Source organism: Bacillus cereus group sp. BfR-BA-01453, assembly GCF_022662915.1.
Lineage (GTDB): Bacteria > Bacillota > Bacilli > Bacillales > Bacillaceae_G > Bacillus_A > Bacillus_A paranthracis.
The window spans coordinates 67,800-88,652 of record NZ_JAKUEN010000008.1 but is presented as its reverse complement, the minus strand read 5'-3'; the positions used below and the strand labels follow the sequence as shown (position 1 = coordinate 88,652).

The window sequence follows — 20,853 nt, the reverse complement described above, 5'->3', positions numbered from 1 at the left end:
TATCCTAATTTAACCATACTCTACTTAGCAATTCTATACAAAAAATAAAGCAAGGATTTCTCCCTGCTTCTGTTAGCTTCTTTTATTGAGATGATTAACCACCAATATTCTTATCTGCCATTCTATACAATTTATATCTATTTTACCCCCTTCTTTTTTCGATTTCTAAATATAACCTCTAACACTACTACTGTGGTGAATCCTACAGTTAGTTGTAAACCTGTAAACAGCAGTTTATCATTTAGAGGAATATCAGGTGCACTCCACAGTAGTACCGGAGGGATAAGTATACCTATGATTACAAGAGTTCTCATTATCTTTCCCATTTTGTTTCCCCTATTATATCTTTAAGATTTACATTTCTTTTTACAATTCTACTAATTTCTCACGTAGAACCAATTCACTCTCAGTCATATACCCTCTATGCATTTCCTCTACAATTTTATCATGATTAAAACATAATACTTTTTCATCACCTAAATAACCCACCGGATAAAGAACCCCTACATAATCAAAATCACGTTTATCCGCTGAAATGACCATTCTTCCAATAATCATAACAGGTTGGTTTAGATCTTTTAGCTTTACAACTGAACCAATCGGGAAAAGTTCCATCGTCATTCTCCGTTCTTTTTAGATATATTCTTCGACTTGTTACTCAAAATTTCTAATAGATAGGAAATTCCAATACCTATTCCACCAATAATCAATGCTGCAATAGCTGTTAAAAACCTTTTTTCCATTGGCTGCGGAAAAAAGAATGAAGAAAAAAATAAAACCGCGGTAAAAATATACATCAAAATACGTCCTTGTTTAAACATGTGTGATTACTCCTTTTTTTCAGGTTTCAAGAAAAAACCTCCTCCAAAACCTTCGTATGATGCATAAAAACCTTTCTCTTGACCCATGTGAAGCTTATACCCATAAGTCCCTACTCCCAATTCTAAGCGGATTGTTATATCGTGATCACTGAAATACGGAATAATATCCGGAACATCAATTTTCTCTAAAAGCAATTCATACTTGCGCGAACTATATTCCGCACCTACCTTCGCTGTATACTCATCATAACCTACAATACTACTAAAATCGTGCATTTTTTGAGTTACAGTTATATCTTCCATATAAGGAATATCCGTTCTTACATAAGATGTTTCTTGAGCGCGTCCCTCCACTTTTCCACCAATCAAGTTACCACTAGAAGCATCTTCGCGGAGTGTTTCTTTACTATACGGAATATTTAGCTCTGCAGAACCAGTACCGAACTTTGTATTTATTTTACTATCCTTACTTAATTCAAACTCACCATTTACTACTGTACCTTCTAATTTCCCTCCAAGTCGATCTCCTTCAGCACCTTCTGCCTTACCCGTAAGATATTCGACTTTATCATTATTTTTATTAAGAATACCAGAAGCCATCGCAATAGCAACATCCATATTATCTACCTGTTCGAATTTATTAGCAGAATCAAGTAGAAACTTCTCAAGCGGCTCTAATATGGTTATAAATTGTGCCATTTTAAATGATGAATCACGGAAATCCGTATTAAATTTCATATAGGTTGAGCCCAACCAATTACTAGAAATCATATCAATATCTCGTTTTAGTCGCTCCTGTGTTGCAGTTGCATTTGTGATAGTTGATCTAATAGTCCCTGCCACTTTTCGCAACTGTTCAGGAGTAACTTTTATATCCCCCATAGCCATTCCCCTTTTAAATATTTACATAGAATATTTTACCACAATAGAATTGTTGCAACTACGAATATTTTATATAATCTTACAACTCCAAACTCTTTCTATCCTAAAAGTTATCCTTTCGGCATTTGAAATTATACCTTATGCATTGGCGCTAACTCAGTAACATCATCTAGTCCCATTCTACGAAATTATTTCTACTATAAGTATCTACTATTAAATACGTAGACCTATTCCCATCCTATTTTTCTAGATAAAACTAAAGAGGTATGCCTATCAACTGTTTCCTGTATAGTATCACTATGTAACGGAGCTACAACAACTTTCATCCCCTATCATCTGCTATAACCATGAAAGATTGTTGATGGAGATTCTGAGTTCGAGCCTCTCCGGGGTCATAAAAAAAGAGAAACCATATCAACCTTCTACGTGATATGGCTTCTCTTTTTTATCTAAATCAATCACTTCCCACCAAACATCTTCTCCAAAGACTTCGCATTAGCAAACAATACTTCTTTCAAGTTATCATCTGCAACGATTTTATAGTCGCCATCTTTGTTTTTCTTTAAGTTCAATGTAACTTCGCGAGTTGCCATGATTGCATCTTTATCTGATAAGTGTTTGACAATTGTTGATGTCATTGTTTTTTCGATTGCTTTTTCAGATTGCTCTTTGTCTTCGCTAAAAGCGCTAGCGAAGGCCATTGGCATAACTTCTCCCACTGCTTTTGTTACAGCAACGGATAGATCGGCAGATGTAATTTTTACTTTCACTTCTGCTTTGTCATCTTTTTTCGATACTTCTTCTGGCTTTTCAAATTTAAAGTTTTTCGTAATTGCACTTAGCATCGCTTTTGCCTCAGCATCATCTGTTTTTTCGTTTAGTTTATTAAATTCCTTGTCATTCTCAACAAATGTACGAGCCTTTTCTACATCACCTTTTTGTATCGCAGTTAAAAATTCTTCTGTCGTATCTTTCGGGTTTGCACACCCTGCTAAAACACCTACTGTTAATCCTACTACCATCATTAACAGCAATAATTTTTGTATCTTTTGCACGTTCATTCTCCTCTTATCTTTTCTAGTAAGTCATCACTATAAAATAGTATGAAACTAACATTACAAACATTTTTTAGTATAGCATTTATATGATTCGTTTTCTATTCATTCCCAAAGATAAAGAGCCTTGCAGCATTCCTACAAGGCCCTCTTCTATCAATCCGTATCCGTAGCACAAATGAACCACATTTTATGCTCCTTACTATCTAACACCATCCAAGTAACATCCCACGCAACATCGTAAAACCAATCTGTCCAAGGGCGATAGCTTTCAAACACTTTAATATCTTCGTATCGATCTTGGAACATATATTGACATACATTGACTGCTAATTGCTTGGCGATAACTGGTCGTTCCTTAAACCCTTCATATGCTCCGCCCCACAAAATTTGCGCGGCAATGCTACCATCAAGCATGACTGCTAGCTGCTCTTTAAAATGAAACTTATATTTTTCTGACGTATGTATTTTTAACTCTTCTAAGCTATTAATTATATCTAAAGAGTTAAAGATTCTTCGAAAGAAGTGCTCGTATCCATCTTTCGAATGTGGTATTTCTTTGAAAAAATTTCCGTTATGTACTTTAAAACAGCTTATAACCGCTCCGCCATTTACGTTTTGTTCCTTGAATGTATGTATAAGTTGCTCAACAGATGAGTCATTCGTTTCTATTTTTTCAAATGTTCCCTCTTTCCATCTCATAACGCCCACTACTCTCTATTAAAATTTGTTTCTTCATTATAAATAGCAAAATAAAAACCAGCAACTTTAAGGTTGCTGGCCTATTTCTTATTCATATTCGAAACAACAATAACAATTGCTCCAAGCACATAATGCCCCGCTACCATCCACATACTCCAATCAAAGATCATAAGCGATAACCAAAGCGATATATTAATAGCAACAAATAATACATATAAAATGAAGTCTCTCTTTTGTAGCGCCTCTTGATTCATCAAAATATAAATTGCACCGATTGACAGAAGGATGAAGCAAAGAAAAAAAACAAACATTTTTCTTAACGACCATGGATATGAAGTTACTGTCTGCATATGGATCTCTTTTTATTTTATAGTACTTTTAACATCGGTCTTACTACTCTATATTCATCACTATGAGGCTCCTTTATGATTAAAGGTGAGTGAGGATGTTTTTCTTCTTCTATCATTGTGAATACTTCTGTTTTTTCTTGTAATGTGTTAGATTCACTATTTTTAGTAGGTTTTTTACTTGTTTCAATTTTCTTTGTTACTTCTCCGAGCCTTTGCCCAACTTCTTCTGCTTTCGCAGGTCCATGCGTTACATAGTATTCCTGCCCCTCCCATACTAACATAGGTGGCACTTGTTCTCGTTTGTTACATATTATATAAGTAGCAGTAGCTACAAGTAGTATACATGTTAATAAAAAGAAGATAGTTTTTTTATTCATATACTATTCTCCTTATCTATCATTTTATTAAATTATATAATATCGATTATATACAGTAAATTGATTTAGCAGGAATTTTCGGATTTTATACAAAAAAGAAAAACCTTACTCCAGTAAGGTTCATTCTATAGTGATTGATTTATTAAAACGATCATTACGATAATCGCTATAAACATAACAACTAAACAGCCGATCATTTTATAAAAGCCTCGTTTCGTTAACGTCCCACCTTGCACGTCTTTCCGAATAAATAAGAATACGGCTAAAAATAATACAAGCCCAATGCCAAAAGCATACATCATTTGCATATGTTAATCTTCCTTTCTCTCTTCCATCTTAATATCTTTTCGATAAAACAACAAATGAGATGAAAACTGTACTCATCGTAAGTGCCATTAGTATGTTCAATAGTTCAGTAGCAGATAGTGTAAGTATTTTTAAGTTTAAGCCGATAGAGAAAAGAAGATAATATGCTGTTAATGCAAAAAAGGTCACGAACATTCCTTTATAACGAATGAGCTTCATTCGCTCGTCTTTTTCTTTAAATTGCGGGTGTAAGTAACTTAGGCAGAAACTCATAATCATCATCCCAAGCAATGGATAAGTTGCTTCTGGCGGTGCAGAATGCGTCATTATACCTGTTAGTATCATAAATCCACTCATAAATAAAAAGATAATTCCCATGATAATGAAGTACTTTTGTGAATAGTTCATCTTTACTCCTCCCCTTCTTTTCCTTCATAAATAAATACATGTTCTATCGTTGTCTGAAATGTTTTTGCTATTTCAAATGCTAACGGAAGTGATGGATCGTATTTTCCCTTTTCAATTGAAATGATGGTTTGTCTGGAAACGCCTAGTTTCTCAGCCAATTTTTCTTGAGATAGTCCAAATTTTTTTCGGTATTCGACCATTTTATTTTCCAAGGAAATTTCTCCCTCCTTCCTTACACTGAGTATATATGTAAAGTAACCTTTACGTCAAGTTTCCTTTACATGTATTTTAGTTTGTTTCACTCTATTTATATAGAAGAAACTTTTTCAATTTCGGCACGTCTATTTTAAAGCGAAACATGGAACAATGGAACTAACCGTTACTATATCTCCACCTCTCTTCTTTTAAAATTTAATATCTCCATATTTGTTTTAGCCTTTTAAAATATTTCATTTATCCCTTTATTCCGCAAAATGTGTTATTGGTTTTACGGTGTTTTTCGGCATATTTATAGAAACTAACTGTTTATGAAGCATTTTTTATGTTTAGCAACTTTTTTTGTAGAAATCCTTCACTTTCCTTTCGATATTTAACACTATCTAAATAAAGTTTACGATAAATTCATAATTTTTTATTTTTTATACTATATTCCGTTATATTGTTGTATAATATCAATGAAAGCGCTTATTATTTCAATATACATAATTCGAACTTATTTTTATCGAAACATTCTAACTATTATACTTATATTTACATGCAACAATTTTAGTTATTCGTATAGGTATACCAAATATACCCACCCTATTTTTCTGCAAAATTACTTTATAACATGAAAGATTAACTTGGGTGATAAGTTATTGTGAATGTTTTTTTACAAAACAGATAAGTAATAGTGTTTGGTATTATGTAAATTATTGTAATAACATAAGAGTAAAGAAAAACATTTACATTGATTATTGGTTCATCAATTATTGAAAAGAGCAAAATGCACCTTTTTGTATGGAAAAAGGATTATATGCATTGGGAGGTTTAAACAAATGACGAGGAAGAATACAACGACAAACCCTTGGGCCAAGTTCCACGGTCCGAACCTTGGTTATGTTATTGAACAGTATGATCTTTACGTAACTGGAGCAGGTTCTGTTGATCCGGAATTACAAGAGCTTTTTGAAATTTTTGGAGCTCCTTCGTTTCAAGATGATGTCGTAACAGGGGACAACACAGCAACACATTTTTCTCCTCAAAACACAGGTAACATTGAAAAAATTCTTAAAGTCGTTCAACTTGTTGAACAGATTCGTTCTTTCGGGCATACGTTGGCTCACATCAATCCGATGGAAGATGCTGCAAATGGACAATCTCTTCTTGAGAAAGCAATGAACGAACTGAGCGACGCTGATTTGAAAGCGATTCCAGCAAAAACAGTATGGCAAGATGCACCAGAAGGTATTCACACTGCACTTGATGTAATTCATAGATTAAAAGAAGTGTATACACAAACTTTAGCTTATGAATTTTCTCATATACAAGATAGTGAAGAACGCGCGTGGTTGCATCAAATGGTGGAATCAAATTCATTGCGTCAACCACTATCAAATCAAAAACGAACTGCTCTTTTAAAACGTTTAACAGCTGTTGAAGGTTTCGAGCAATTCTTGCATAAAACATTCGTTGGGCAAAAGCGTTTCTCTATCGAGGGCGTTGATATGCTTGTACCCGTTCTAGATGAAATTGTGCTAGAAGGTGCTAAAAATGGCGTAGAAGATGTCATGATTGGTATGGCTCACCGCGGTCGTCTAAGCGTACTTGCACACGTATTAGAAAAACCATATAGTCACATGTTTGCTGAGTTCAAACATGCAAAAATAGAAGGCGCAGTAGCAAACTCTGGTTGGACTGGCGACGTAAAATACCATTTAGGTAGAGAACAAGTCGTTAGTAACGAAGAAGTTAGTACTCGCGTTACATTAGCAAATAACCCAAGTCACCTTGAGTTCGTGAATCCGGTTGTAGAAGGTTTCGCACGTGCGGCTCAAGAAAACCGTAAAAAATCTGGTCTTCCAGAACAAGATACTTCAAAATCATTCGTAATTTTAGTTCACGGTGATGCTGCATTCCCTGGTCAAGGTATTGTATCTGAGACACTCAACTTAAGCAGATTGAATGCATATCAAACAGGCGGAACAATTCATGTTATCGCAAACAATGCAGTCGGTTTTACGACTGATAGCTATGATTCTCGTTCTACGAAATATTCAAGTGACCTTGCAAAAGGTTTCGATATTCCGATTGTTCACGTGAACGCTGATGATCCGGAAGCTTGTCTTGCTGCTGCTAATCTTGCGATTCAATATCGCATGTTGTTCAAAAAAGATTTCTTAATCGATTTAATTGGTTACCGTCGCTACGGTCATAACGAAATGGATGATCCAGCAGTTACACAACCACAAGTGTACAAAAAGATTAAAAATCACCCAACTGTAAGAGCAATTTATGCAGATCAATTACAAGCTGCTGGTGTTCTAAATGCAGATGAAATTGAAACAATTACACAGTTTACGCAAGAGCAATTAAAATCTGACTATGCACAAGTACCGCCAGCTGATACGAGCGATGCAACAATTCACGTTAAAGTGCCAGATGTTGTTGCAAAGGGCATTCAGTCAATTGATACTGGTGTTGAGCTTGATTCACTTCGTGCAATTAATGAAGGTCTGCTATCTTGGCCAGAAGGCTTTAACGTATATCCGAAAGTGAAGAAAATTCTTGAGCGCCGTAAAGACGCTCTTGAAGAGAACGGTAAAATTGAATGGGCACTTGCTGAATCATTAGCATTCGCTTCTATTTTACAAGAAGGTACACCAATTCGTTTAACTGGTCAAGATTCACAGCGTGGTACATTCGCGCATCGTCACATCGTATTACACGATACGGATACAAATGAAACATATTCACCATTACATCGCTTACCAAACATTAACGCTTCATTCTCTGTTCATAACAGTCCGTTATCAGAAGCTGCTGTTGTTGGTTACGAGTATGGTTATAACGTATTCGCTCCAGAAACGCTTGTTATGTGGGAAGCGCAATATGGTGACTTCTCAAATACTGCGCAAGCATTATTTGATCAATATGTTTCAGCTGGAAGAGCAAAATGGGGTCAAAAATCTGGTTTAGTTCTTCTATTACCACACGGTTATGAAGGTCAAGGGCCAGAGCACTCTAGTGCACGTCCAGAGCGATTCTTACAGTTAGCTGCTGAGAACAACTGGACAGTTGCAAACTTAACGAGCGCGGCACAATATTTCCATATCCTGCGTCGTCAAGCATCTATCTTAGGAACAGAAGCTGTTCGACCATTAGTATTGATGACGCCGAAAAGTTTATTACGTCACCCACTTACGCTTTCAACTGCTAGTCAGTTAAGCGAAGGACGTTTCCAACCTGCTTTAGAACAAGAAAACCTTGGCATGAAACCAAACAAAGTAAAACGTCTTGTTTTAAGTACGGGTAAAATGGCGATTGACTTAGCAGCAGAAATCGAGTCTGGTAAGCATGAGTACAACTTAGATGAAATTCATATCGTTCGTATTGAACAGTTGTACCCATTCCCTGCTGAGAAAGTTCAATCTATTATTAAACGCTTTAAAAACTTAGAAGAAATTATTTGGGTTCAAGAAGAGCCTCGTAATATGGGCGCATGGCATTACATGGCTCCAATTCTGTTCGAACTAGCTGGAGATAAAGTGAAAACAGGTTATATTGGACGCCCAGATCGCTCTAGCCCATCTGGCGGCGATCCATTCGCTCACAAAGCTGAGCAAGAACTAATTGTTTCACACGCTTTAGATGTGAAGTATAACTTCCGTCAAGATAAACTAGAAATTGAAGTTTTCAGCAACTAAAAAGTAACAATGAAGATTTCTAGCTTGTTCCTTGGGCAGATATTCTGCCTAAGGTCAGGCTAACAAATGGAGATTACCGAAGACAAAAGAAGAAAAAACACACCGTTAGGCAAATAAGGGGAGGACATTTAAAATGATCGAAATTAAAGTACCTGAGCTTGCAGAATCTATTACTGAAGGAACTATCTCACAATGGCTTATCAACGTAGGCGACAAAGTTGAGAAAGGTGGCAGCGTTGTTGAGCTTGAAACTGATAAAGTCAATGTAGAAATCATTGCAGAAGATTCAGGTATTGTATCGAAGTTACTAGGCGAACCTGGGGATACAGTTGAAGTTGGCGCAACTATCGCAATTTTAGACGCAAACGGAGCACCAGTTGCAGTAAGTACACCTGCACCGGCTGCTGAGCAACCAAAACAAGAAACAACTGAAGCACCAAAAGCTGCGGCACCAAGTGCTGAACAAACTGCAACTTTACAAGGTTTACCAAATACAAACCGTCCTATCGCATCACCAGCTGCTAGAAAAATGGCTCGTGAATTAGGAATCGACTTAAACGACGTACGTAGCACAGATCCACTTGGACGTGTGAGACCACACGATGTACAAGCTCATGCTGCAGCACCAAAAGAAGCACCAGCTGCTCCAAAAAGTCCAGCTCCTGCTCCAGTTGCAAAAACTGAATTCGAAAAACCAGTTGAGCGCGTGAAAATGTCCCGCCGCCGTCAAACAATTGCAAAACGTCTTGTAGAAGTTCAACAAACATCTGCAATGTTAACAACATTTAACGAAGTTGATATGACTGCAATCATGGAATTACGTAAAGAGCGTAAAGATGCTTTCGAGAAAAAACATGATGTACGTCTTGGTTTCATGTCATTCTTCACAAAAGCAGTTGTTGCAGCATTAAAACAATTCCCATTATTAAATGCTGAAATTCAAGGCGACGAGCTTATCATTAAAAAATTCTATGATATCGGTATTGCAGTAGCAGCTCCAGATGGATTAGTTGTTCCAGTTGTACGCGATGCGAACCAATTAAACTTCGCTGAAATCGAAAGCGAAATTCGTGAATTAGGTAAAAAAGCACGTGATAACAAACTTTCATTAAAAGAACTACAAGGTGGTACATTTACAATTACAAACGGTGGTGTGTTCGGTTCTCTAATGTCAACACCGATCCTAAACAGCCCACAAGTTGGTATTTTAGGAATGCACAAAATCCAAGTACGTCCAGTTGCAATCGATAACGAACGTATGGAAAACCGCCCAATGATGTATATCGCTTTATCTTACGATCACCGTATTGTTGATGGTAAAGAAGCAGTTAGCTTCCTTGTTGCTGTTAAAGATATGCTTGAAGATCCAAAATCATTATTATTAGAAGGTTGATAGATTCATAATCTATTACAGGCTGTAGAATATATCATTCTACAGCTTTTTTTATTGCATTCATACGGGACAAATCGCATGACATAAGGTAATAATGTATGCCTAAAACGTAAGGAGGATTAAAATGAGTAACCTTCCAGCACATGCAAAACTAAAAGCAAATAAAGATACTTTCTTCCTCCCCGACTCAAACGGGGGTGTCTATTTTCGAAATAACGCCAGTTCATTTCGTATGGACGGTGACGGAATTTATAACTGGATTGAAAAATTAATGCCAATGTTTAACGGTAATCATTCTTTAGCAGAAATAACGGATGGTCTCCCTCTCCCCTATCAAAATCGTGTATTTGAAATTGGGGAGATTTTATATACAAATGGGTTTGTCCGTGATGTAAGTCAAGATGCACCTCATGAATTAAACAGTGCATTACTTGATAGATATGCTTCGCAAATTGAATTTCTAGAAGCAGATTCTCATTCAGGCGCTTTAAAATTCGAAACGTACCGCAATGCAAATGTACTTATAATCGGCTCTGGAGATATGCTTACTTCCTTAGTTTCTTCTTTATTAGAATCCGGATTACCTACCTTTTATTACCTTGTGACAGATTATGAAGAAACGAATTACGACCGTATTCACGAGCTAGTAGAACTTGCGCATGAAGTAGATGATGCTGTACTTGTTCAAGAAATAGATACAACAAATGATCGTCCCCTGCATGAAGTGTTCGAGCCTTTCGACTGGATTTTATACGTTTCGCAAAATGGAGATATCGAAGGACTAAGAGCAGTTCATGCGATTTGCAAGGAAATAGGAAAGAACTTCATACCAGCCGTTTGTTTATCAACACTTGGTATAGCTGGTCCTGTCGTAATGGCTAATCGTGAAGAATGCTGGGAATCCGCATGGCATCGGCTACATGAAACAACTTTACAAAATGAACATTCATCAGCTTCATTTTCACCAATTACATCTGCAATGCTAGCAAATATAATCGTTTTTGAATTATTTAAACATGTTGCTGATGATTCACATCGAGAAAAGAATCCACAATTCTTTTTATTAAATTATGAAACACTTGAAGGAACATGGCATCCTTTTATAAAACATCCTCTCGCCACTGATGAAAGTTTTACAATTGATACGATAGAAAACCTTTCTGAAAAACTTGAGCATCGGTCTAACCAACATACCTCAACTGATTTATTCCGTTTTTTCGATTCATTAACTTCTAAAGAAACTGGTATATTCCATGTATGGGATGAACAAGATTTACATCAATTACCGTTATCACAATGCCATATTCAAGTAGCTACACCTCTATCAGATGGCCCAGCTTCTCTCCTGCCTCTTATAACTTGCAGTGGTTTAACTCATAACGAAGCGCGCCGAGAAGCTGGTTTAGTAGGAATCGAAACATACGTAGCAGAAATTATGCACCGCCTTATCCCTGAACATAACGATATCGGTATTGGCGCTGGAGAAACGATGACAGAGGGTGTATACCGGGCACTACAACAACATTTAAATAATAAATTGTATGAACGACAATCACATATGCTAGAAGAAATTACGACGGTCGACTTAACGGACATTCATGATAAACATTGTAGATTTTATTACGATGCCCTCGCTACCATTCATGAAACACCTAAAATCGCAATGGGTGAAGAGATTCTCAGCTTTCCAGTCGTTTGGGTTGGTATACATGATCGATGGTATGGTGCATCTAATATTAATATGACGTTAGCGTTACGAAACGCACTACAACTATCGCTTCTTCATATTCAAAATGAAGAAACTCCTTACAGAACTAATATTTTGCCTGAATCATCTATTATTTTATATGACACGGATTCTTTTAGGTTAGAAATACAAGCAGAAGAAGAAATTCCAAGTACGCAATCTCTACAGCTTGCCTTGCAACATTTAGAAGAACATCACTTTTATCCATTCGTGTTTGATTTAGCGATTGAATCATTTTTGAAAGAAAACTTAGATGGTGTGTACGGGGTATTAATTGCAAAGGAGGATAGTCTATGACTCAAAATATATTACTTATAGGAGATGGCCTTCTTGCAGACTATGTACATGATCAATTATGCAAACAATATTCCATCATTCGCCAACACACAATTGCAGACGAAATCCCTGAAAATATCGACCTCGCTCTCGTATTACACGACGGCTCTCCTTCTACGATTCATCATGACGCTGAGCTAACTTTCCGGTCAAATCATATTCCGTGGCTACGTGGTTTTACTTCATTTGGTGAAGGGGTTATCGGTCCTTATATTCATCCTCTTGCAGCGGGATGTACTCATTGTGCCGATGGACGACGCTTTATCGCTGGATTTGATCAAAAAGAAATGTGGGAGTTACAGCGAAAATATGCGGTAAAAGAAGGAAACGTAACGAGGCGTGATGTACGTGCCACCCAAAATGGCATTCTGCAAATGTGCCATCTGATTTGCGCAGAAACAGAGAAAATATTAACTCATAATCATCCTTCTTTAGAAAATGAACTCATTTTACTAAACTTACAAACACTGCAATGTACGCGGCATTCTTTTCTTCCAGATCCGCTCTGTCCTGTATGTAGTAATTTGCCTGATGACACGGCAGATGCAGCAACGATTTCATTACAACCGAGCTTAAAAACAAGTGATGCAACATATCGCTGTCGTTCCATTCATGAACTAAACACATTTTTAACGAAGGACTATTTAGATTACCGAGTCGGTATGTTGAACGGAAAAATGCAGCATTCTTTATTACCATTTGCTGACGTTATTATAAACATGCCATTAATGTTTGGAAATGAAGGGGTTGCAGGCCGAACTCTTTCATTTGCAGTAAGTGAAGCAACTGCTATTTTAGAAGGTTTAGAGCGATATTGTGGTATGTCACCTCGAGGGAAAAAGACAAATGTGCATGGTAGTTTTCATGATTTAGAGGATCATGCACTAAATCCCCTTACGCTCGGTGTACATACAAATGAACACTATAATCGTGATGGTTTTCCATTTAAACCATTTGACCCTGACTATGAACAAAACTGGGTATGGGGATATTCATTGTCACAAAACCGTCCAATTTTAGTTCCTGAATCAATCGCTTATTATAGCCTCGGTCATCGAGATGCTTACGTATATGAAACATCAAATGGCTGTGCCATTGGTGGTAGTCTAGAAGAAGCAATTTTTCACGGTATTTTAGAAGTTGTAGAGCGTGACGCCTTTTTGCTCACTTGGTATGCTGCATTACCTCTTCCCCGCCTTGATCTTAGTTCAGCAAATGATACGGAATTACAATTAATGATCCAGCGGCTGTACACGATTACCGGTTATGAATTGCATGCTTTTAATGCTACGATGGAACACGGTATCCCGAGCTTATGGGTAATTGCGAAAAATACGCGTGAAAATGGAATGAACGTTGTTTGCGCTGGAGGCTCTCATTTGGACCCTGTCCGCGCTTTAAAGAGTGCCATTCACGAAATAGCAGGCATGCTACTTATAACAGACGATGAACTTGAGGAAAAAAGAGAGTACTACGAAAACTGCTTACAAGACGCTTATCTCGTAAATAAAATGGAAGACCATAGTATGCTGTACGGATTGAAAGAAGCAGAAGAACGTCTTCATTTTCTTTTACGTGACGATGCCCCGATGCAAACGTTCCAAGAAATGAACAGGTTACAATCATTTGATCTCGATTTAACATCCGATCTTCATCAACTTTTAAACCGTCTAGGCCAAACCGGACTTGAAGTAATCGTTGTAGATCAAACAGTGCCTCTTATAGAAAAAAACGGATTGCATTGTGTAAAAGTCATTATTCCAGGTATGCTACCGATGACGTTCGGTCACCATCTCACTCGACTTACAGGGCTAGATCGAGTGTATACCGTACCGATGACGCTTGGATATACCGCTGAGCCTTTAACGAATGAACAATTAAATCCACATCCGCATCCGTTTCCATAGTAAAGGAGGGATTCTATGCAGCTGGATTCTTTTTTACATCATCTCCATTTTTCTATAGACGAAATTATGCCGAATCATGAAGTGGACTGGGCAGATGCACCGCTTCCTTATAAACTATATCGAAATGTACCTATCATTCCTCTCTCTTTAGAAATCCCATTATCTTTACCTAACTCTTCTACTACACCTACTTTGAAAGAGATTGGTCATTACCTTTGGTGCTCATTTGGTTTAACCCAGTTATGTCAGCTAAATAGCGAGAGAATTTTATTCCGAAGATCTATCCCTTCCGGCGGCGCTTTATATCCAAATGAATTGTATATATATTTAAAGATTGACGATTATCCAGACGGCATTTACCATTACGACGCCGCGCATCACCGACTTATCTTACTTCGCGAAGGAAATTTCGATTCTTACCTTACAGAAGCACTCGGCAATCGTTGTAACTTACATTTTTGTTTTGGTGCTGCATTCGTATCCACTATGTTTTGGAAAAACTACTTTAAATACAATAACTTTTCATATCGACTTCAAGGATTAGATAGTGGTGTTCTCATCGGACAATTACTTGAATGTGCCAAACAGTTCGGTTACACAAATGGCGTATATTTTCAGTTTTTAGACCGTGCAATCAATCATTTACTCGGACTGTCAGAAGGCGAAGAAAGCGTGTATGCTGTTGTACCTTTCAGTACAGAACCACAAACGAATTGGTTTTACAATGATTACCGTGAAAAGAAAACAGTTACTTCCCATGAGTTTTTACAGCAAATTCCGCCGCTCACACATGAACATTTCATTCGGTCAAAACATGTTGATGAATATCCGATGATAACAAAAATAAATGAAGCTTCTATAATTGAATCGACAGCACACTTCCAAACACTAGTTCATGAAGAGCACTATCAACATCATGAGCACGCTATACAACTGCCGAAAGTAGAGCGTTTATCTTATGATTTCTTACAACTTTGCCGAAAACGGTATTCCCCTGATGCTGACTTTATTTTAACAAAATGGGATGTAGCCGAGCTCGCTGCTTTACTACAAGAAGCGAGCCTCTCCTTCCCTTATTACAACGACCTTGATGGTAAGTATGTAAATGAAAATGCGCGCGTCTCATTATATGGATGTTTCTATAACGTAAAAGATATAGAAAACGGGGCTTACGCTTATAATAGTAAAACGCATTCCATACAACCACTTCGATATGGTGACCTTCGTTACCCCCTTCAATCTAGTATGACGATGGATAACGTAAACCTTTTTCAAGTACCACTTTGCTTACATGTAGTCGGAAAGAAAGATTACTATACAAATGCATTAGGCTATAGAGGGTACCGTATTCATCAAATGGAAGCAGGTATACTCGTTCACAAACTCGTTTTTGCAGCAACCGCAATGGGGATGGGCGGGCATCCTTTACTTAGTTTTGATACAAATTCATGTGATCAGCTATACGGGATAGATGCTGGAAATAAAACGTCACTTATTCAAATTCCTGTTGGGGCCTATCGGGCGCGGAATTGGTTAAAAGGGGATTTGCGTAATTAGAAGCACGCCGGTGTACGGCGTGCTTTTTTTACTAGATTAGCTTAAAAATACTTTTAATTTGTCTCGCAAATAACCAGTTTTTCGTACCGTAGTTATCATTTAAACTATCTAAATTGATAGTTTGTCCGTTAGCAAACTTTAATTCTAACGTTGTATTTTTGTCATTTGTTTTTAAATTACTATTTGTAATGGCATCATACTTTAATTTTTCAATCTCAACATATTCGTCTTTTTCTTGTCCGATCACGACATGGTCTTGGAAGAAGAACAATACTTCTACTTTCTTACCGAAACAAAATACGTTTTTCGTATAAATTAATGTCGCATTATCAAGTCCAATGCATACTTCTTTCATCTCTTCAACAACGTTTCCAAAGTCTTCTTCCTGTCTTGCGTTTGATTCAGCAATCCATTCTTCGATTGTTTTCATATTAATTGCCATACTGTGCCCCCTGGTTCGTTCATTGCTTTATTTTAAAATAAATACTATATGAAAATATAAGCGATACGTACTATGTTTTCAAGGGAGAACGGTATATTCAAAATAAAGTTAAATTTCAAAGTAATATACTAAAAGAATCCATTTCATTATATTTCAAACGTTGGAACGAGACATTCTTCCTCATCGATTAACTGTATTTTCTCATCAAATTCGATGTTTAACTCCCTATATACTTTCTTCCAAAAAGAAACTGCTGGTACATTTTTCACAAGTTCGATAACGAAATATTGTCCTCGTTTCTCTTTTAGCAAACTCTCAATAACTCTTTTACCGATTCCTTTTCCCTTGTACTGATTCAATATGAAAATGTCATTTATACCAAAATCGTTTTCCTTCTTCAAAAACGGACGTTCCAGTAGTAATAAAAATCCTACAATCTCATTATCACTTTTAATAAAATACGGAGTGATTCCATCATTTTCCCAGAACATATGTAAATCTTCGTATTCAAAAAATCCATTTGCTCCAATCTTTATATTAGGAGTGAACTTAGAGAGGTCATGAAGATATAGTGCATACAAATTACGTAATATTTCTTTTTCTGATTCTTGAACCATTTGCAGTGTTACAAACATTTTTAATGATCCCCTTCCCTATATGTAACTATTTCCAATTCACTTCATTCGCCACAAATGATGATTCCTCTTTAACGAAAAAAATAGCACTTAAAAAGTGCTATTCTGCTCGCCTTGCCGCTTGCTGAATTGGATCCCAAACGCTGTTATATGGTGGTGCATAACTTAAGTCCACATCTTCTAAATCGTGAATGCTCATTTTATTGAAGAGTGCCATTGCGATTACATCAATCCGTTTATCTACACCTTCTTCTCCAATTACTTGTCCGCCTAATAATTGTTTCGTGTCAGAACGGTATAGTAATTTCAAGTAAAGTGGTTTCGCATTTGGATAATAGCCCGCCATATTTGTAGAATCTACTTTAACTGTTTTATACGGGATGTTTAATCCTTTCGCTTCTTTTTCATTTAAACCTGTTCTTGCAAGCGTTAAATCCATAAATTTAATGATACCTGTACCTAACGTACCTTTAAATGCTCTTCGCTTATCAAGCATGTTCAGTCCTGCAAGTCGACCTTGTTTATTGGCAGTCGTTCCGAGCGGGATATGATCATGAATTTCCTTTATAACGTGGTAATGTGTTGCACAATCACCAGCTGCATATACGTCCTGCACATTCGTTTGCATGTATGCATTTACTTCAATGGCCCCTTTGTGATTTGTACGTATATTTGTTCCTTCAAGAAAATCAGTATTCGGCTTTACTCCAACCGATACTAAAACAAGATCTGCTTTATACGTTCCTTTATCTGTTTCAATTTGTTCCACTCTTTCGTTTCCTTTAAATGCTTTTACATTTTCATTCGTTAAAATTTCAATATGATGTTTATCTGCTTCTTTATGTATATACTCAGCCATATCCGCATCATAAATTGTACCGATATGATCATTTCGCTCAATCATTCTTACTTTCTTACCAAGTTCGACGAATGTTTCTGCCATCTCCAGTCCAATTGCACCGCCGCCAATAATGGTTACATCTTCAACTTTATTCGTTTCTAGCGTTTTTAATATGCGCTCAGCATCTGGGATTGTTTTTAAAAGATGAACGCCTTGTAAATCTCGCCCTTCCCATTCTGGCATAACAGGACGTACTCCGGTCGCAATTAATAAACGGTCATACGAAAATTCAAAGACATCTTTCGTCTTCGTATGCTCTGCGTATACCATTTTCTTTTCCGTATCTACTTTCATTACTTCATGTCGTACTTTCGCATCAATTCCGTATTTATCACGAAACGTCTTTACATTACGCGCGATTAACTTTTCCGTTGAAGCGATAGCACCACTAATGACATATGGTAACCCACACTGCGCGTACGAATAAATTTCACCTTTTTCTAACGTCACAACATTTGCATTTTCATCGTTTCTAACAATTTGCATCGCTGCACTCATACCAGCTGCATCTCCGCCAATAATGACATAGTTCACTTTACCACTCCTTCTTTTTTACATACTCTTTACGTTTTCCATATTTTATCGAAATAACACCTACTTCTATTGTAAAGAAAGAGAATTTCATCTTCAAATTTAGTGCACAAACCTATGCCTAAATAGGTAACCGTCGTGCCTTATAAACAACATGTTTAATATGCTATAACAGTTACTATTGAAAGTAGGTGAAATATATGTGCGCCGGCCTTCTCGCCCAGCTTCCAGATGAACCGCAAGAACCAAAAGAACCGAAACCCGCCGTCTCACTTGACCAAGAATTTTCCATTAATGCAACAATATATAGCGCTCGTGCTTGGTTATCTAACGATGATACATTTGCGCAAGATATTTGGAAAGCTACCCAATTCGCTTCAGCATCACATGCTGGCAAGTCCATCTTTCCAGTCGGTTCTGTTAAAATTATAAACTTCTCTGATGATACAATTACTGTTATTGCTTCACCAGAATCAGATCATGCGCTCAAAATAGTCGTACCACCCCATTCCGAGGCAGCCCTAACGTCTGGTCCTTTATCACATATACAAGCTAGTACATCAGGGGGATCCAGTAAAGTCACATTTCTCTTTCACATCTTTTTCTCAAGGGATCCTGGTTCAGATAAATAACCATAAAAAAGGTACAGTTACGCACTGTACCTTTTTCATATGTTCTATTCTCTTGATTTATTCAGTTCAACATTATAAGATTCAATCTTCAAATTGAGTCCCACACTTTGTACATACATCCATCTATTCAACCACCTTTTCTTTAGAAGCCAGTGAATCCCTGTGTAAAGGTTTGAATGATCGTGCTAATGTAAGACCACAGTACAATGAATGTTGCAATTCCGATTAAAACATTTGCGATAAGAAGTGTATAAATAAGGTCTAATCCGCCGTTATCTAGCTTTACTATAGCGACAATTATACTAATTGACATATACGTTGTAGCCAGCCCTAATAAGATTGGTAAGAAAAAGATTAATAAAAAGCTAAACAGAAAAGAAAGAACTAATATCGCAATTGCCGGAGTCGCTATCGTTCCCCATATACCGAATACTTCAAGAAACGAAAAAGATGATTTCATCATCTTCCCACTGACAAAAATAATAAATCCGACAAATAAAGTTAAAATGAGTAAAAATAAAAAGACCGTTACAGAGTCCAAAAAGAATGTAGGAGTAGGTATATCTGGTGCAAATGTTTTCGTAACAGCTGCTGCAGCACTCATCATTCTATAAAAAATACATGCCCCTAAAAAACAAATAAGAACAAGACTTACAATTCCATTTCGTACTTCAACCTTGCCACTTTTCATAATCGCTGTCGGTGCTTTGAAAGCATGTTTAAAAAACTGAAAATACCCACTCGCAAATCGCTTCGCTTTCTCTACCGTTTCATTCGGACGAGTTTCCTTCGCTTGTGCTACGCGTACTTGTTGCTCGCCTTCTTCCTGTGAACTACTCGCTACTGCACCCTCTGTTAACGAATGTCCACAATTCCCGCAAAATTTTGCCTCTGCTGTATTTTCCGTATGACACGCCGGACATTTCATTCTCGCATTCCCCCCCTTAAGCAAATACCATATAGGGTGTTACAAATTCAATATATGACTTTGTACATAAAACATGACTACAAGAAACAGATTCTGAAATCCTTCTTTCAAAAGAAATATATGTGCTAGCAATCTTGAAAAATAATGCTATTATGAAACAGAACGAATAACGTTTTTAACAGATTGGATGACTGAAAATGGAATTGGTAAACTCAATTTTTCAAATACTCCTTACAAGCGTAATCCAATTATTTTCTTTAATTGGCGTTATCATTGTAATTGGATTTCTATTAGGCTATTTAGAATCTCTCACGCGCATGTATTGGTCGAGAGCTTTCGGAAGAAAAGGCTTCCTTTTAACAGCTTGGATCGGTGTTCCGATTCACGAACTTGGACATGCCATTATGTGTGTACTATTTCGTCATAAAATTGTAGCAACGCAGTTTTTCCCAACAGATACAAGCCAAGGCGCTTTAGGCTACGTACAACATCAGTACAATCAAAAAAGTGTATATCAACGAATCGGGAATTTCTTTATTGGAATAGGACCTATTATTTCCGGTATTACGGCATTAATCCTTTTAATGCGCTATTTCGTACCAGATTCATATTTCTTATTTAATACAACTCTCGAAAAAACAATCGCTACTACTTCTATTAATGTAGAAATGGTGCAAAACATGCTCTTGTCGACGTTCGTATTATTAAAGAGCTTATTTACAATAAGTAATGTATTGAATCCTTCCTTTTGGCTATTTTTATTTATCGCCATTTGTATTTCTGCACATATCGCTTTAAGTAAACCAGACATTAAAGGATCAATAGACGGTGTCATCGTCATGTTTATCGTGTTATTTTTATTCAATATAATAGCAGGGCTGTTTCAGTACGACAGTAACCATTTAATTAGCAAAGTGATGAAGTATAATATGTATCTCATTGCGTTTTCTAGTGTGGCACTGCTGTTCTCTTGTATTTCTACACTTGTTAGTTTTGGGTTTTATAAAATAAGAGGAGGGCGTTCTATTTAAATAAAAG

22 protein-coding genes are annotated in these 20,853 nt (G+C 36.8%); 7 read left to right on the top strand and 15 right to left on the bottom strand.

Annotated features, from left to right (window positions below):
- Window positions 1-137: 137 nt before the first annotated feature.
- The 11 genes from MR070_RS17090 to MR070_RS17040 all read right to left on the bottom strand — a co-directional run bounded on the left by MR070_RS17090 (window position 138) and on the right by MR070_RS17040 (window position 5,113).
- Window positions 138-326, bottom strand: a complete 189-nt coding sequence (locus tag MR070_RS17090) for a hypothetical protein (protein ID WP_242261686.1) — start codon at window positions 324-326, stop codon at window positions 138-140.
- A 40-nt stretch (window positions 327-366) separates the two neighbouring features.
- Window positions 367-615, bottom strand: a complete 249-nt coding sequence (locus MR070_RS17085) for a DUF4176 domain-containing protein (protein ID WP_098670144.1) — start codon at window positions 613-615, stop codon at window positions 367-369.
- 2 nt (window positions 616-617) lie between these two features.
- Window positions 618-821 carry a hypothetical protein gene (locus MR070_RS17080; protein WP_000476182.1) on the bottom strand — a complete coding sequence of 68 codons (204 nt, stop codon included), beginning with the start codon at window positions 819-821 and terminating at the stop codon, window positions 618-620.
- Window positions 822-827: 6 nt separating this feature from the next.
- Window positions 828-1,703: a WXG100 family type VII secretion target gene (locus MR070_RS17075; RefSeq protein WP_242261685.1), complete on the bottom strand. Its 876-nt coding sequence runs from the start codon at window positions 1,701-1,703 to the stop codon at window positions 828-830.
- A gap of 458 nt (window positions 1,704-2,161) precedes the next feature.
- The gene (locus MR070_RS17070; RefSeq protein ID WP_242261684.1) at window positions 2,162-2,758 is read right to left on the bottom strand and encodes a hypothetical protein; all 597 of its coding nucleotides are present in this window, start codon (window positions 2,756-2,758) and stop codon (window positions 2,162-2,164) included.
- A 156-nt stretch (window positions 2,759-2,914) separates the two neighbouring features.
- Window positions 2,915-3,460, bottom strand: coding sequence for a hypothetical protein (locus MR070_RS17065; protein WP_242261683.1), 546 nt, complete (start codon window positions 3,458-3,460; stop codon window positions 2,915-2,917).
- A gap of 80 nt (window positions 3,461-3,540) precedes the next feature.
- Window positions 3,541-3,810 (bottom strand): hypothetical protein, encoded by a 270-nt coding sequence (locus MR070_RS17060; protein ID WP_242261682.1) that lies wholly within the window; start codon window positions 3,808-3,810, stop codon window positions 3,541-3,543.
- A 17-nt stretch (window positions 3,811-3,827) separates the two neighbouring features.
- Window positions 3,828-4,187, bottom strand: coding sequence for a hypothetical protein (locus tag MR070_RS17055; RefSeq protein WP_242261681.1), 360 nt, complete (start codon window positions 4,185-4,187; stop codon window positions 3,828-3,830).
- Window positions 4,188-4,312: 125 nt separating this feature from the next.
- Window positions 4,313-4,495, bottom strand: a complete 183-nt coding sequence (locus MR070_RS17050) for a DUF3976 domain-containing protein (protein WP_001178300.1) — start codon at window positions 4,493-4,495, stop codon at window positions 4,313-4,315.
- A 28-nt stretch (window positions 4,496-4,523) separates the two neighbouring features.
- Window positions 4,524-4,901: a hypothetical protein gene (locus MR070_RS17045; protein WP_001109888.1), complete on the bottom strand. Its 378-nt coding sequence runs from the start codon at window positions 4,899-4,901 to the stop codon at window positions 4,524-4,526.
- 2 nt (window positions 4,902-4,903) lie between these two features.
- Window positions 4,904-5,113, bottom strand: a complete 210-nt coding sequence (locus tag MR070_RS17040) for a helix-turn-helix transcriptional regulator (RefSeq protein ID WP_000428510.1) — start codon at window positions 5,111-5,113, stop codon at window positions 4,904-4,906.
- Between the two features lie 825 nt (window positions 5,114-5,938).
- On the opposite strand from MR070_RS17040, the gene odhA reads away from it, so the two are divergent.
- From odhA to MR070_RS17015, 5 genes are all read left to right on the top strand, one after another.
- Entirely contained in the window at window positions 5,939-8,806 is a 2,868-nt protein-coding gene (odhA, locus tag MR070_RS17035) for a 2-oxoglutarate dehydrogenase E1 component (protein WP_000197153.1), read from the top strand.
- Between the two features lie 133 nt (window positions 8,807-8,939).
- Window positions 8,940-10,199 carry a 2-oxoglutarate dehydrogenase complex dihydrolipoyllysine-residue succinyltransferase gene (odhB, locus tag MR070_RS17030; RefSeq protein ID WP_044792772.1) on the top strand — a complete coding sequence of 420 codons (1,260 nt, stop codon included), beginning with the start codon at window positions 8,940-8,942 and terminating at the stop codon, window positions 10,197-10,199.
- 124 nt (window positions 10,200-10,323) lie between these two features.
- Entirely contained in the window at window positions 10,324-12,243 is a 1,920-nt protein-coding gene (locus MR070_RS17025) for a putative thiazole-containing bacteriocin maturation protein (protein WP_242261680.1), read from the top strand.
- On the top strand, window positions 12,240-14,189 hold the full coding sequence (locus tag MR070_RS17020) for a TOMM precursor leader peptide-binding protein (RefSeq protein WP_044792768.1): 1,950 nt from the start codon (window positions 12,240-12,242) through the stop codon (window positions 14,187-14,189). Before MR070_RS17025 ends, MR070_RS17020 begins: the two co-directional genes overlap by 4 nt.
- 15 nt (window positions 14,190-14,204) lie before the next feature.
- Window positions 14,205-15,746 carry a SagB family peptide dehydrogenase gene (locus tag MR070_RS17015; protein WP_242261679.1) on the top strand — a complete coding sequence of 514 codons (1,542 nt, stop codon included), beginning with the start codon at window positions 14,205-14,207 and terminating at the stop codon, window positions 15,744-15,746.
- A 31-nt stretch (window positions 15,747-15,777) separates the two neighbouring features.
- On the opposite strand, the gene MR070_RS17010 is transcribed toward MR070_RS17015, so the two are convergent.
- From MR070_RS17010 to MR070_RS17000, 3 genes are all read right to left on the bottom strand, one after another.
- On the bottom strand, window positions 15,778-16,188 hold the full coding sequence (locus MR070_RS17010; RefSeq protein WP_139896104.1) for a DUF3908 family protein: 411 nt from the start codon (window positions 16,186-16,188) through the stop codon (window positions 15,778-15,780).
- A 146-nt stretch (window positions 16,189-16,334) separates the two neighbouring features.
- A complete protein-coding gene (locus tag MR070_RS17005) occupies window positions 16,335-16,823 on the bottom strand; it encodes a GNAT family N-acetyltransferase (RefSeq protein WP_242261678.1) in 489 nt (162 codons plus the stop codon).
- Between the two features lie 100 nt (window positions 16,824-16,923).
- The gene (locus tag MR070_RS17000; RefSeq protein ID WP_242261677.1) at window positions 16,924-18,258 is read right to left on the bottom strand and encodes a CoA-disulfide reductase; all 1,335 of its coding nucleotides are present in this window, start codon (window positions 18,256-18,258) and stop codon (window positions 16,924-16,926) included.
- Between the two features lie 197 nt (window positions 18,259-18,455).
- Here MR070_RS17000 and MR070_RS16995 point away from each other — a divergent pair, with 197 nt between their 5' ends.
- On the top strand, window positions 18,456-18,887 hold the full coding sequence (locus MR070_RS16995) for a hypothetical protein (RefSeq protein WP_000332405.1): 432 nt from the start codon (window positions 18,456-18,458) through the stop codon (window positions 18,885-18,887).
- Between the two features lie 142 nt (window positions 18,888-19,029).
- Here the strand turns inward: MR070_RS16995 and MR070_RS16990 are convergent, their stop codons facing one another.
- Window positions 19,030-19,815, bottom strand: a complete 786-nt coding sequence (locus MR070_RS16990; RefSeq protein ID WP_044792755.1) for a zinc ribbon domain-containing protein — start codon at window positions 19,813-19,815, stop codon at window positions 19,030-19,032.
- A gap of 197 nt (window positions 19,816-20,012) precedes the next feature.
- Between MR070_RS16990 and MR070_RS16985 the strand changes: the two genes are divergently transcribed.
- A complete protein-coding gene (locus tag MR070_RS16985; RefSeq protein WP_242261676.1) occupies window positions 20,013-20,846 on the top strand; it encodes a hypothetical protein in 834 nt (277 codons plus the stop codon).
- Window positions 20,847-20,853 lie beyond the last annotated feature (7 nt).